The sequence below is a fragment of the Dietzia aurantiaca genome, from assembly GCF_021033825.1.
Lineage (GTDB): Bacteria > Actinomycetota > Actinomycetes > Mycobacteriales > Mycobacteriaceae > Dietzia > Dietzia aurantiaca.
This window is the reverse complement of sequence record NZ_JAIFXZ010000002.1, coordinates 426701-440607: the sequence shown is the minus strand read 5'-3', so window position 1 is coordinate 440607 and position 13907 is coordinate 426701. Positions and strand designations below refer to the sequence as shown.

Annotated in this window: 12 protein-coding genes and 1 riboswitch; of the genes, 11 read left to right on the top strand and 1 reads right to left on the bottom strand. The window is 67.5% G+C overall.

Translation table 11 applies throughout. The features are described from left to right. Nucleotides 1-2: 2 nt before the first annotated feature. The 11 genes from K3888_RS04650 (at nt 3) to K3888_RS04600 (ending at nt 12306) form a co-directional block, all read left to right on the top strand. On the top strand, nt 3-986 hold the full coding sequence (locus tag K3888_RS04650; protein WP_230929045.1) for a hypothetical protein: 984 nt from the start codon (nt 3-5) through the stop codon (nt 984-986). A 117-nt stretch (nt 987-1103) separates the two neighbouring features. Continuing rightward, on the top strand, nt 1104-3371 hold the full coding sequence (gene secA2 / locus K3888_RS04645; RefSeq protein WP_230929097.1) for an accessory Sec system translocase SecA2: 2268 nt from the start codon (nt 1104-1106) through the stop codon (nt 3369-3371). After that, a complete protein-coding gene (locus tag K3888_RS04640; protein WP_230929044.1) occupies nt 3368-4132 on the top strand; it encodes a CDP-alcohol phosphatidyltransferase family protein in 765 nt (254 codons plus the stop codon). The genes secA2 and K3888_RS04640 overlap by 4 nt, the downstream gene beginning before the upstream one ends. Nucleotides 4133-4179: 47 nt before the next feature. After that, on the top strand, nt 4180-4584 hold the full coding sequence (gene gcvH / locus K3888_RS04635; RefSeq protein WP_230929043.1) for a glycine cleavage system protein GcvH: 405 nt from the start codon (nt 4180-4182) through the stop codon (nt 4582-4584). Nucleotides 4585-4710: 126 nt separating this feature from the next. Then, nucleotides 4711-5130, top strand: coding sequence for an oxoglutarate dehydrogenase inhibitor Odhl (gene odhI, locus K3888_RS04630; RefSeq protein ID WP_230929096.1), 420 nt, complete (start codon nt 4711-4713; stop codon nt 5128-5130). Then, nucleotides 5127-5861 (top strand): transcriptional regulator FtsR, encoded by a 735-nt coding sequence (gene ftsR / locus K3888_RS04625; RefSeq protein ID WP_230929042.1) that lies wholly within the window; start codon nt 5127-5129, stop codon nt 5859-5861. The genes odhI and ftsR overlap by 4 nt, the downstream gene beginning before the upstream one ends. A 93-nt stretch (nt 5862-5954) precedes the next feature. Then, nucleotides 5955-6455: a bifunctional nuclease family protein gene (locus K3888_RS04620; protein WP_230929095.1), complete on the top strand. Its 501-nt coding sequence runs from the start codon at nt 5955-5957 to the stop codon at nt 6453-6455. A gap of 314 nt (nt 6456-6769) precedes the next feature. Beyond that, nucleotides 6770-7342, top strand: a complete 573-nt coding sequence (locus K3888_RS04615) for a MerR family transcriptional regulator (protein ID WP_295647885.1) — start codon at nt 6770-6772, stop codon at nt 7340-7342. A 34-nt stretch (nt 7343-7376) separates the two neighbouring features. After that, nucleotides 7377-7474: riboswitch (glycine riboswitch) on the top strand. A 174-nt stretch (nt 7475-7648) separates the two neighbouring features. Continuing rightward, nucleotides 7649-10543: an aminomethyl-transferring glycine dehydrogenase gene (gene gcvP, locus K3888_RS04610; protein WP_230929041.1), complete on the top strand. Its 2895-nt coding sequence runs from the start codon at nt 7649-7651 to the stop codon at nt 10541-10543. Between the two features lie 48 nt (nt 10544-10591). Further along, nucleotides 10592-11419 (top strand): 8-oxoguanine DNA glycosylase OGG fold protein, encoded by an 828-nt coding sequence (locus tag K3888_RS04605; RefSeq protein WP_230929040.1) that lies wholly within the window; start codon nt 10592-10594, stop codon nt 11417-11419. 26 nt (nt 11420-11445) lie between these two features. Further along, nucleotides 11446-12306, top strand: coding sequence for an alpha/beta fold hydrolase (locus K3888_RS04600; RefSeq protein ID WP_230929039.1), 861 nt, complete (start codon nt 11446-11448; stop codon nt 12304-12306). A 35-nt stretch (nt 12307-12341) separates the two neighbouring features. Here the strand turns inward: K3888_RS04600 and K3888_RS04595 are convergent, their stop codons facing one another. Beyond that, nucleotides 12342-13898 carry a fatty acyl-CoA synthetase gene (locus tag K3888_RS04595; RefSeq protein WP_372459526.1) on the bottom strand — a complete coding sequence of 519 codons (1557 nt, stop codon included), beginning with the start codon at nt 13896-13898 and terminating at the stop codon, nt 12342-12344. Between the last annotated feature and the right edge of the window lie 9 nt (nt 13899-13907).

Genomic DNA, 13907 nt, shown 5'->3' with positions numbered 1-13907 from the left:
AAGTGGTTCGCGCCCGGATGCACCGCAACCTCGCGTTCCCCACGGTCGGCGGCTTCCACCAGGTCAGGGTCATCGAAGAGCAACGCCATGATCTACGGCGGATCATCGACTCCCCGGCACCGTCGATGCTTCGGATAGCGCTTCGCACCCGATTGGCTGACCTCGATCGTAAATACATGGTCTTACGTGCGGGCTTCACCAGGGGCGCCGGGGTCTTCGCGTTCCGCATCAAGGACATCCGGGCAGACCGCAGGAGAGGTGTCCACCTGGACACCGACTACCGAGGGCGTCTGTTCGATGCGTTGGCGTCGACTCCGACCATGGCACCGGTGCCGCTGGTGCCTCGCACCCTGGGGGAACTCGGAACCGTCGCCGCCGCATTCGGGCAACGCGAGATGGGGCGGGTGGTTCTTCCGCAACGGATGCAGACCGTCGTTCAATCGCTGCCGTCGCTGCCTCAGATCCGTTCGGATCGTCGGAGGATCCCGGAGATGTACACCGCGATGCTCATGGAGGTCGGGGGTCTGTATGACCGGCTGTCGGCGGCTTTCGTACGCGGCGGTCGCTCCGTGGAGGAGATCCGCCTCCAGTTCGATGCGGAGAGTGAGGTCATCGGACTTTCCGGCGATTTGTGCCGTCTTCGCGAGGCCGCGGCGTCGGCCGGGGTGCCACCGGCCGGAGACGGCTTCACCACACTCACCGGTATGGGTGCGTTGATCGACGGGGCGTGGGCCGAGGTCGTCGAACGGGCCGTAGCGCTTCGAGAGCTGGTGGAATCCGTGGAAACACGTGCCGACACGGCTGTCGCGGAAGCAGAGCGACTCGCCGGGATCGCCAGGGCCAACGGCGTACGTCCGCCGTCTTCGCGTCACCAACCGAGTCACGCTGATCTTGCCGCCGAGCATCTGGCCGCCCGGGCGGGGGACCGGATGCTCTCGACAGAAGCGATGCGCAGATTGCGTGGACAGATCGACCCGGATCAGTAGTGCCCGCGACCGGCGGGGCGAGGGCCCCGGCCTGTCGTGGTCTGCGTACGGTGGGAGCATCTGTTCGTGACCGGGAAGGACGCCCACGTGGGATTCGCCAACCGCTTCTGGAAGCTGATGGGCTCCACCCAGGGCCGGGACACCTCACGTGCGCAGAGCGCGGTCGAGGCCTCGCATGACTTCGACGACTGGGCGGCCGGATTGGCCGACGGCGAGTTCGCGGACACCGCCCACGGGTTGAAGCTCTTCGGCGAGTCCGAGGAGGACCTCGCCCGATTTCTCGCGCTGGCCAGAGAGTCGGCCGCCCGGACGGTCGACCTTCGACCGTTCGACGTCCAGCTCCAGGGCGCGCTGAGAATGTTCGAGGGAGACGTCGTGGAGATGGCCACCGGCGAGGGCAAGACGCTCTCTGGTGCCATCGCGGCAGCCGGCTACGCCCTCCAGGGCCACACGGTGCACGTGATCTCGGTGAACGACTACCTCGCAGTCCGCGACGCCCGCTGGATGGGACCGATGTTCGAGCTCCTGGGCCTTTCTGTCGGCTTCGTGACAGAGGGGGCGACGCGCGAGGAACGGCGCGCGGCGTATGCCAGCGATATCACCTACGGTTCGGTGTCGGAGATCGGATTCGACGTGCTGCGCGAGCAGCTCGTGACCGACCCCGACGACCGGATCTCGCCGGCCACCGATGTGGCGATCGTGGACGAGGCCGACTCGGTTCTCGTGGACGAGGCCCTGGTCCCGCTGGTACTCGCCGGTTCGAAGTCGGGAGACGCGCCCACGGGAGAGGTCCTGGCGGCGGTGAGAAAGCTCCGACCCGGACGGCATTACGAGACCGACTCGGAACGACGCAACATCTATCTGACCGATGATGGCGCGGAAGCCGTCGAGAAGGAACTGGGGATCACCGATCTCTACGACGCGGACCATGTGGGCTCCACTCTCGTCCAGGTCAATGTGGCGTTGCACGCGTGCTTCCTCCTGCGGCGAGATGTCGACTACATCGTCCGTGACGGCAGGGTGCAGTTGGTCAATGCCTCGCGTGGTCGCGTGGCCGAGCTGCAGCGCTGGCCGGACGGCCTCCAAGCAGCGGTCGAGGCCAAGGAGGAGGTGGCCGTATCGGAGTCGGGCGAGATCCTCGACAGTCTCACCGTCCAGGGGTTCATCGGCCGTTACGCCAAGGTCTGCGGGATGACGGGCACCGCGTTGGCCGCCGGTCCCCAGCTACGGGAGTTCTATTCGCTCGGGGTCTCGCAGATCGAGCCCAACCGGCCGAACATCCGATTCGACGAGCCAGACCGGACCTACATCGATTCCGACAGTAAGACCCGCGCCATCGTCGATCACGTCGCCTCGATACATGAGACCGGGCAGCCCGTGCTCGTCGGCACACATGACGTCGCCGAGTCCGAAGCGCTAGCAGCCCGGCTGGCGGAGAAGGGCGTCGAGTGCGCCGTGCTCAACGCCAAGAACGACGAGGAGGAAGCGACGATCATCGCGGAGGCCGGTGACATCGGCAATGTCACGGTATCCACGCAGATGGCCGGTCGTGGCACGGATATCCGTCTGGGAGGATCCGATGAGTCGCGTCGGGACGAGGTGGTGGAACTCGGTGGCCTGCACGTGGTCGGGACCGGAAGGCACCGTACCGAGCGCCTCGACAACCAGCTCCGAGGCCGGGCCGGACGTCAGGGCGATCCGGGCAGCTCGGTCTTCTTCGCCGCCATGGACGACCCGGTCGTCACCTCGGCCCTCGAGCCGGAAAAGCTGCCCACCGCCCACGACCGGATCTCCGGTGTACTCAAGGGCAATCGTGGGCGGGATGCCGTGGATCATGCGCAGCGGGTCACTGAGGGACAGATGCTGGAGATCCACTCCAATACCTGGCGTTACAGCCGACTTCTGGCGGAGCAGCGAGACATCCTCGCCGAGAGACGCTCGACGCTCCTGCTCACTGACAAGGCGTTCGAAGAACTGACAGAACACGACCCGGAGCGCAGCGCGCGCCTGGTCGACGCGCACGGTCGGGACGCCGTGGTCCGGGGCTGCCGGGAGATCATGCTCTGGCATCTGGACCGGGGCTGGGCCGAGCATCTGGAAGCGATGAACGACGTCAGGGAATCGATCCACCTCCGCGCCCTGGGTCGTGAGAACCCACTCGATGAATTCCACCGGATCGCTATCGATCACTTCCGGGATCTCGCCTCCGATGCGGTGACCGAGTCGGAGAAGACCTTCGACGAGATCGAGTTCTCCGACTCCGGTGTGGATCTCGCGGCCAACGAGATGGCGCGACCCACCTCGACCTGGACATACATGGTCCACGACAACCCGATGGCGGCCGGCGGAAGTGTCTTTTCCGGGATGATGTCCACGTTCCGATGAGCGCGGCACGCGACGGCAGGCGAGAAACCGATCTGCGCGAATGGCGAACCGGCGAGGGCAAGGTCCTCGGGGCCAAGATTCCGCCGCCCCGGGGAGGACACCTCTCGGCAGCGGTTCCACCGGGGCTCGGCGCCGAGGTGTCGCCCCGCGAAAAGGGGGTGAGCGACCGATTCTGGACGCTTCCCAACGCGATCTCGCTCTGTCGTATAGCCCTGATTCCCGTCCTGGTCGTGGCTGTCCTGGTGTGGGACGCCCCGACGCTGGCTCTGTGGGTGCTCGGGGTGGTCGTCGTCTCCGACTGGCTCGACGGCAAGATCGCACGATTGTGGAACATGCGGTCTACCTGGGGGGAGAAACTGGATCCGATCGCTGATCGGATCCTCGTCGCGGTCGTCCCCGTCACCTTCGTGATCGCCGGTTATATCCCTCTGTGGGTTGTCGTCGTATTGCTCGTCCGCGACGCGTTGCTGCTGGTGACGCTGCCGGTCTATCGCCGGCGGGGACTGGAGCCGGAGGTGACCTACCTGGGCAAGGCGGCGACGTTTGCGCTGTTCTGGTCCCTGCCGCTCATTCTGGCGGGTAACGCCGGGGTCGTGGGAGCCGCAGGTCTCGAGGTCGTCGGCGAAGCATGTCTCTACTGGGGCGTCGGTCTCTACGTCTGGAGTGGGGGCATCTATGTCTGGCAGGCACGCAGAACCACTGTGGCTCTTCCCGCACGTGACCCCGGATCGACTGATGTGAGGGCGCCCGACGGTGTGTAATGTCGCCAGATGGAATCTGTAGTGAGCCACTCGAGAAGGGCACGTCAGTGAGCGATCAGAACATCCCCGACCAGCTCCGGTACACCGATGAGCATGAGTGGGTGGAGCGGGTGTCGGATACCCGCGTCCGCATCGGCATCACCGAGTACGCACAGTCCAAGCTCGGCGATATCGTCTTTGTCCAGCTCCCGGAGGTCGGCGGGGAGACGGAGACCGGTGAGTCCTTCGGCGAGGTCGAGTCCCCCAAGAGCGTCTCCGATCTGTACGCACCGCTGACCGGAAAAGTCGTCGAGGTCAACTCGGCGCTCGAGACTTCTCCCGAACTGGTCAACTCGGACCCGTACGGGGAGGGTTGGATCGTCGTTTTGGAGATCTCCGATGTGGACGACCTCGAGGCGCAGCTCGAGCAGACCCTGGACTCGGACGGGTACGCCAAGATCACGGAGGGGTGAGTGGACCGACTGCTCCGCCCCGCGGCCCCGCGGATGGGTAGTCCGGCATAGAATCAATTGCAGCGCACCGTGAGCCCCACGCCCGGGCTCAGACGAGGAGAGACTAACGTGACCGAGAACAAGAACATGCCCGAGGCGACTGCCGAGACCACCTCCGTGTTCCGCGCGGAGCTCCTCAATGAAACCGATCAGCAGGCGGCTCAGTCGGACTCGTCGGTGACCGGTGTCGAGGGGCTCCCCGAGGGGCAGGCCCTTCTCGTGGTCAAGCGTGGCCCCAACGCCGGGTCGCGTTTTCTGCTGGACCAGGCCACGACCTCCGCCGGTCGGCATCCGGACAGCGACATCTTTCTCGATGACGTGACGGTGAGCCGGCGGCACGCGGAGTTCCGCAGCGAGGGTGGCAGCTTCACCGTCGTGGATGTCGGGTCGCTGAACGGTACCTACGTCAATCGTGAGCCGGTCGATTCCGCGTCGCTCGCCAACGGCGACGAGGTGCAGATCGGCAAGTTCCGTCTGGTGTTCCTGACGGGTACGCCCGGGCAGTGACCGCAGCCGGTCATGGCGCCGCCGGGGAGGAGTTTCTCTCCATCGGCGGGGTCATCGCACTACTGACGCCGGAGTTTCCGGATCTGACAGTGTCAAAGGTCCGGTTCCTCGAGAACGAGGGTCTGGTGACGCCGCAGCGAACGCCGAGTGGTTACCGGCGGTTCAGCGTCGAGGACCGCGAACGGCTCCGATACGTTCTGACGGCGCAGCGTGACCGGTATCTCCCGTTGAAGGTGATCCGGCAGGAGCTGGATGCCCTCGACGCGGCGATCGCCGACGGATCGACGACCACTCTGCTCCCGCGCCCCGGGTCCGAGGGCGTTCCGGGGTCGGAACCTGACGATTTCCGCAGCGATTCGCTGAAGCGGATGACCCGCGAGAACGTCGTCGAGCAGGCCGGCGTGGAGGCGGAACTCGTCGACTCCCTGATCGACGCCGGACTCATCACGGCCGGGCGGGGTGGCTTCTTCGATCCCGAATCGGTACTGATCGCGCGCACCGCCCACGACCTGGGCGCCCATGGTGTGGACGTCCGGCACCTGCGGGGATTCCGGACGGCGGCAGATCGTCAGACCGGCCTCATCGCTCAGATCGCCGGGCCGGTGGCGCGCCAGGGGGATGCCGACGCGCGCGACCGTGCCGCAGAGTTGGCTCGGGAGATCGCGGCACTGTCTGTTGCGCTCCACTCGACTCTCGTGACCGTCGCCGTGCGCCACGCGCTCGAATCCTGAACCTGCCAGCCCGCCCGGCGCGCGCTCCGCTCGCCGGGCCGTGGATGAAGGCTACGCTGGAGATGTCGAGAGGCTGAGACAATGGTGAGCAATATGCGTGAGGTCGACGTGGTCGGAATCCGTTTCGAGGAACCCGAGTACGCACCCGTCCTGGTCCTGCACGAGAAGGAGGGGGGCCGGTACGTGCCGATCTGGATCGGCGCGTCCGAGGCCGCCGCGATCAGTCTCCAACAGCAGGGCGTCAAGCCGAGCAGACCACTGACCCACGATCTCGTGGTGACTCTTCTCGAGACCTTCTCTCAGTCTCTGGACCAGGTCGAGATCGTCGGAGTGTCCGAGGGGACGTTCATCGCCGAGCTCGTGTTCGGAACGACGAGGGTCTCGGCGAGGCCGTCCGACGCGGTGGCGGTGGCGCTGCGCACTTCTGCACCGGTGCTAGTGAGCAAGGAGGTCCTCGACGAGGTCGGGATCTCGCTGGTGGAGCAGGGCGAGGAGGAGGTCGAGGCCTTCCGCGAGTTCCTCGACCAGGTCAGTCCCGATGATTTCCTCGGAGGGGGCGGGCCGGCCGAGGAGCCCGGAAGTCCGTCGTCCTGAGTCTGCTGACCTGCAGTTTTTCAAGTCACACAAGTCACTTGACTACCTTCTCCCAGGCAGGCGCAGACTCTAAAGTTCAACTTGAGGTTGAGGATTACCGCGTGTCCTATTGATCGAGGGGGACGGCAGGCATAGCGTTGCCCTCAGTGAACTACACCGATGGTGTTCACGCGTCCAGGATTCGGGCCTCGCGGCCCGGTACCGTGCGGCCACGAATGTGGCGGCACCCGCAGCTTGAGGGAGCAAATGTGGCCGACCACCCCCGGATTCCGGAGCCGACCGTCGTTGCAGAGTCGAACAATCTCTTCGGGGATGTGAACGAGGCCACGCAGGCCACGTTCGACGAGGTGCAGCCCGGGCTGTTCCCGGACGACGGGATCCCGGACGGAACGAGCGGATATCGCGTCCCGATCGCCTGCCAGATCGCGGGCATCACGTACCGTCAGCTGGATTACTGGGCTCGTACGGACCTGGTGGTGCCGTCCATCCGCAACGCGGCCGGGTCGGGAAGCCAGCGCCTGTATTCGTTCAAGGACATTCTCGTCCTGAAGATCGTGAAGCAATTGCTGGATACCGGTATCTCACTGCAGAACATCCGCAAGGCCGTGGATCAGATCCGGTCGCGCGGTGTCCAGGACCTGGCCACGATCACTCTCTTCTCGGACGGGCGCACGGTGTTCGAGTGCACCTCCAAGGAAGAGGTGTTCGACCTCCTGCAGGGCGGGCAGGGAGTATTCGGGATCGGCATCGGCGGTGCCATGCGCGAGCTGGCCGGGTCCATCTCGGAATTCCCGGCGGAGACGGTCACCGAAGACGACATCGTCGCCCCGTTCGAGGACGAGCTCGCCGCCAGGCGGCGTGCGCGGGCGTCACGGCGTACCGGCTAGGGCGCCCGCGTCGTCTAGACTCGGGGACGCGTTCACGCGACTCACGGGAGAGTCCCGCGGCTTCGTGCCGCGGGCGCCGAAGGAGCAACTCCTCTCCGAGAATCTCTCAGGCACCCGGACCGTGTAGTCGACGAGCGCCTCTGGAGAGCGGTGGAATCGACCACCCGCCCAAGGGGAAAGTCGGCCGGCGGTCCGGTCGGCGAATCTCTCAGGCGCCGGCATCAGTCGGCAGGGGACAGAGCGGAGAGGGTAGCACCGGCCCGCCGGCCGCCCATCCCGGGTGGCCCCGCCCTTCGAGGAGCACCTGTGACGACGACCCCGCACACCGCCCGGACCGGAGGCGAGTTCGTCTCCCGCCATCTGGGGCCCGACGCCGACGGGCTCGCCCGCATCCTGGACACCATCGGGGTGTCGTCGCTCGACGAACTCGCGGACAGGGCTTTCCCGTCGGTGATCGTGGACGAGGTGGGGTCTGACGGTCGCGCCGCCGGAATCGATGCGCTCCCCGAACCACTGTCGGAGGCGGACACGCTCGCGGCGCTGCGAGCATTGGCGGACCGCAACACGGTGGCGGTGTCGATGATCGGTCAGGGCTATTACGACACGCTCACACCGCCGGTCCTCATCCGGAACATCATCGAGAGCCCGGCGTGGTACACGGGCTACACCCCGTATCAGCCGGAGATCAGCCAGGGGCGGCTCGAGGCCCTGCTCAACTTCCAGACGATGGTCTCGGACCTGACCGGCATGGACATGGCCAACGCCTCCATGCTCGACGAGGGCACCGCGGCTGCCGAGGCCATGACGATGCTGCGGCGGGCCAACCGTTCGTCCAAGAGTCACCGTTTCGCCGTCGACGTCGACGTCTTCGCCCAGACCGCGGCGATCCTCGCCACTCGCGCCGAGCCCCTGGGCATCGAGATCGTCACCGCGAATCTCATCGACGGCGGCCTGCCGGAGGGCGAGTTCTTCGGCGCCCTGGTCCAGACCCCCGGCGCCTCGGGCCGGGTCGCGGACGTGTCCAAGCTGATCGAGGAGTGCCACGAGCGCGGCGTGATGGTCGCCGCTGGAGTGGACCTGCTGTCGGCGACCGTCCTGACCCCGGCGGGGGAGAAAGGTGCGGACGCGTGCTTCGGCACCACCCAGCGCTTCGGTGTGCCGATGGGCTTCGGCGGCCCGCACGCCGGTTTCCTGGCCTGCCGGACCGCGCACGCCCGTAACCTCCCCGGGCGTCTGGTGGGCGTGTCGACGGACGCGGACGGGCGCGTCGCGTACCGGCTCGCGTTGCAGACGCGGGAGCAGCACATCCGCCGGGACAAGGCCACGTCGAACATCTGCACCGCGCAGGTACTGCTCGCGGTGCTCGCCGCGATGTACGCCTCCTACCACGGTGCCGAGGGACTCACAGCGATCGCGCGGCGCGTCCATGCGCACGCAGCGGTGCTGGCGGACGGGCTCGTGATGGCCGGTGTCGAGGTGGTCAACGATGATTTCTTCGACACGGTTCTGACACGCGTCCCGGGCCGTGCCGACGAGGTGCTCGCCGCGGCGGCCGAGCGCGGGGTCAACCTGTGGAAGGTCGACGACGACCACGTGTCCATCTCCTGTGACGAGGCCACGACCGGGGACCACGTCTCCCTGGTGCTCGAGGCCTTCGGAGCCCGGGTCGAGGACGTGGCCGACGCCGCCGGCCTCGAGGTGATGGTCGACCCGACCTACGGTGACCGCACGAGCTCGTTCCTCGAGCACGAGGCGTTCGTCCGCTACCGCACCGAGACCGCGATGCTTCGCTACCTGCGTGCGCTTTCGGACAAGGACATGGCGCTGGATCGCACCATGATCCCGCTCGGCTCCTGCACGATGAAGCTCAACGCGACCACGGAGATGGAACCCATCACGTGGCTGGAGTTCAATCGGCTCCACCCGTTCGCGCCGGCGGACCAGAACGCCGGTATCCGGCAGCTGGTCGGCGACGTCGAGCAGTGGCTCGTCGACATCACCGGGTATGCGGCCGTCAGCCTGCAGCCGAACGCGGGGAGCCAGGGCGAGTACGCGGGTCTGCTCGCGATCAGCGCCTACCACCGGTCCCGTGGGGACGACGACCGCACGGTGTGTCTCATCCCCTCCTCTGCCCACGGCACCAACGCCGCCTCGGCGGTCATGGCGGGCATGAAGGTCGTCGTGGTGAAGTGTCGCGAGAACGGCGACGTGGACGTGGACGACCTCAAGGCCAAGGTCGACAAGCATGCGGGTGAGCTCTCGGCGATCATGATCACCTACCCGTCGACCCACGGGGTCTACGAGCACGATATCGAGGAGATCTGCGCGATCGTCCACGATGCCGGCGGCCAGGTGTACATCGACGGCGCGAACCTCAACGCGCTCGTGGGCGTGGCTCGTCCGGGCCGTTTCGGTGGCGATGTCAGTCACCTCAACCTGCACAAGACGTTCTGCATCCCGCACGGTGGAGGCGGCCCGGGCGTCGGGCCCGTGGCGGTGGCCGAGCATCTGCGCGAGTTCCTGCCGGGTCATCCGCATGTGGACGGTCTGGGTTCGGGCGGCGTGGTGGCCGCGGCGCCCTTCGGCTCGGCGTCGATCCTGCCCATCACCTGGGCCTACATCCGGATGATGGGGGCCGACGGCCTGCGGCGGGCCACGCTCACCGCGATCGCCAGCGCCAACTACCTGGCCCGCCGGATCGGTGAGCACTTCCCGGTCCTCTACTCGGGCGAGGGCGGCTGGGTGGCACACGAGTGCATCCTCGACATCCGTCCGCTCATCGATTCGGTGGGCGTATCGATCGACGACGTCGCCAAGCGGCTCGCGGACTACGGCTTCCACGCCCCCACCATGAGCTTCCCGGTCCCCAACACCCTCATGGTCGAGCCCACGGAGAGTGAGGATCTCGCCGAACTCGACGCGTTCTGCGATGCGATGGCGGCGATCCGGGCCGAGATCGACCGCGTCGCTGCCGGGGAGTGGCCGGTCGAGGACAATCCGCTGCGCGGCGCGCCGCACACCGCGGAGAGCGTGTCCGCGGACGAGTGGGGCCACCCGTACCCCCGCAGTGTCGCCGGCTATCCGCTCGGCGCCACGTGGCGGCCGAAGGTGTGGCCTGCGGTTCGTCGCATCGACGGCGCCTATGGCGATCGGAACCTGGTCTGCTCGTGCCCGCCGTTGGAGGCGTTCGCCGACGACTGACCGGCTCCTGGGCCCGTTGATGTCGGACCCGCGTGACACCGTGCGGGTATGACCACGACCGGACCCGGCCACATTCCACCGCTTCCCGAGGCCTGCGCCGACTGGTGCAGGGTGCAGCCGCCGGCACTGCTGGTGGCGGACGAGTACGTGGGGGTGGATCTCGACCTCTGGAATCTGCGACTGGCGGAGAAGGGCGTCGACCTGCGGCTCGTGGGTGGGGGCCCGGATGGTGGCCGGGTCGAGACAGGTACCGGCTATCTGCGGCGGAGCGATCTGTGGGCTGCGGGGAGACGAGCGCGGGGCAGCCTGGAGGAATCCGTGGTCGCGTTGTACATGTGCGCGGCCTGGTTGTCCTCGCATCCCACACGCTCGGGGATCAGGCGTGGCCTCCCGGATTTCCGGGTGCCCGATCGTGACCGGACCGGGTGGCGATCCGCCTACTCCCACGGCTACCCGCTCGTCCTGCATGACGTCGTCGACTGGCTCGACGCCCCCGCGGAGGCGATGAACCTGCTGCGGCACGGTGCCCCCGAGGGGAGGGCGGGCCGAGGGGTTCCCGACCTCGGCTACCCCTTGGCGTCGCTCTATCTGTCCTCGCTCGCGATGGCGTGGTCTGACCAGCGCATCGTTCCTGTCGACCCCGCGGGGATCGGGACGTTGATCCACTCGGGTTGGACCGAGGTGGACTCCGCGTCGCGGCTCACCCCTCGTCGGTTCCAGCGCTACCTGGGCGTGGTCGAGGAGTGGGCGGCGGAGTGCGCCGTCGACCCCCTGGTGGTGGAGATGTGGCTCGTCCGGGACTGGCATCATCGCCGCTCCCGGACAGCGGACGCGGCCGCGGTCGCCCGGCCGCCCCGGGACAGGCGGCCACGGTGAGCAGTCCGAGGCGATAGTGTCCGGCCATGAGGCTCCGCAGCAGGACGGTCGACACCCAGGTCGGACAACTCGATGTGCTCGTGTGGGATGCGGTCGAGCCGCTACCCGGCAGACAGCCTGTGCCCACGGTGCTGGCCCTCCACGGCTTTCCCGAGAGTGCCCACGAGTGGCGCCCTGTGGCGGAGATTCTCACGCGCAACGGCGTCCGGGTCGTGGCCCCGCTGCAGCGCGGGTACTCGCCCGGGGCCCGGCCCGCCGAAGTCGGGGACTACGCGATCGAGCGCCTGACGGAGGACGTCCTCGCCGTCGCCGCGCAGCTGGAACTCGGGACCTTCCATCTCCTCGGACACGACTGGGGCGCGTCCGTGGCATGGTGGCTGGCCGCACACCGGCCGACTGAGCTCGCGTCGTTAACTGCGGTGTCCGTTCCCCACCTCGGAGCATTCGCGGACGCGGTGGCGACGGATCCTGACCAACAGCAGCGCTCGGCCTATTTCGCTCTGTTCCGCCAGCAGGGAAAAGCTGAGGACGTTCTGCTGGAGGGCGGCGCACGGCGGCTGCGGGAGATGTTCGCCGGCGACGTTCCCGAGGAACTGGTGGCCGAACACCTGAACGTGGTGGGTATTCGAGCCGGATTGACGGGAGCGCTCAACTGGTACCGGGCGATGCGGAGATACGAATTGCCGGACGTGGCCGTGCCCACGACCTTCGTCTGGGGAGACCGGGACATGGCGATCGCACGCAGCGGTGCGGAGGCCACGGCGAGCCGGATGGCCGCCGACTACCGGTTCGTCCCCGTCCGGGGAGGGGGACATTGGTTGCCGGAGCAGTACCCTGAACTGATCTCCGAAGAGGTGCTGGCCCGGATTCGTCGGAGCACCGCGTGATCGATACGCCAGCGTCCCCGCGGCGGGAGACCGGCTCAGTCCTGCCGGAGCTCGCGCTTGAGGAGTTTGCCGGACTGGTTGCGGGGGAGCTCATCGACAAAGACGACGCGCTTGGGCACCTTGAACGGTGCGAGATGGGCGCGGGTCCCGTCGATGATCTCGTCCTGGGTGGCGTCGGCGCCGTCCTTGAGGACGACGACCGCGGTGACGGCCTCGATCCACTTGGGATCCGGGGTTCCGATCACGGCGACCTCGGCGACGCGCTCGTCCCGGTAGACCGCGTCCTCGACCTCGCGTGAGGCCACCAGGACCCCGCCGGTGTTGATGACGTCCTTGATGCGGTCGACGACCTCGAGGAAACCCTCGGAGTCGCGCACGACCAGGTCCCCGGAATGGAACCATCCGCCGCGGAACGCCTCCTCGGTGGCCTCGGGCTTGTTCCAGTAACCGCTGCACAGCTGGGGCGAGCGGTACACCACCTCTCCGCGCTCCCCGTCGGGGACTTCCGCCCCGGTCTCGTCGACGACACGGGCCTCGACGAAGAACACCGCGCGACCGGCGCTGGCCGGGCGGGCGTCGTGCTCCTCGGGCCGGAGTACACAGGCGAGCGGGGCGACCTCCGACTGCCCGAAGCAGTTGTAGAAACCCAGGTCCGGGTACTTTGTCCGGAGCCGCTGGAGGACGGTGACCGGCATGATCGATGCGCCGTACTGCGCCTTGGTGAGGCTCGACAGGTCGCGCGTCTCCAGGTCCGGGTGCGAGGCCAGCGGGACCCAGACCGTCGGCGCCAGGAAGAGGGACCTGATGCCGTCCTCTTCGACGCGGCGGAGGATCTCCGGGATGTCCGGCGCGGCCATCAGATGCACCGTGGCCCCGAGCGAGAGGTACGGCAGCGTGAAGACATGCATCGCCGCCGAGTGATAGAGGGGCATCGCGACAAGCGGCTCGTCGTCGATGTCGAAGTCGAGCGCCAGGATGCAGCTCACGTACTCGTGGATGAGCGCGGAATGCGTCATCATCGCGCCCTTGGGTCGCGAGGTGGTCCCTGAGGTGTAGAGAAGCTGCGCCAGGCTGGTGCCGGAGGCGGAGGAGTCCACGGGCGTGGTCTCGCCGGGCGCCAGTGCGGTGCCGAGCACCGTGCCGTCGACGTGCCCGCCGGCAGCGGGCTGCAGGTCAAGTGAGCAGAGGCCGGGCAGGTTGTCGAGCACCGCATCCAGCGTCGGCGCCTGCGCCGGGTCGACGAGTACCAGCGATGCCCCGGAATCGGTCAGGAGGTACTCGAGCTCTCCGCCGGTGAGCGCGTAGTTGACAGGGACGTGGGTGTAGCCGGCGCGCGAGGTCGCGAGGAAGGAGATGAGGTATGCGTCGGAATTGACCCCGTAGGCCGCGATGCGGGAGCCCGGCTCCAGGCCCCGCGAGGTGAGCTCGGCTGCCACCCTGTCCACGGCGGAGTCGAGTTCCGAGTACGACCAGCGGCGGTCGGCGAAGGTCAGGGCGACCCGATCGGGGAATCGGGAGGCGGAACGGCGAAGCACTGCATCGACGGTCCCGGCGTTCGCGGCCGACATGACGGGGAGAGGGGGTGTTGTCATGTGGTGACC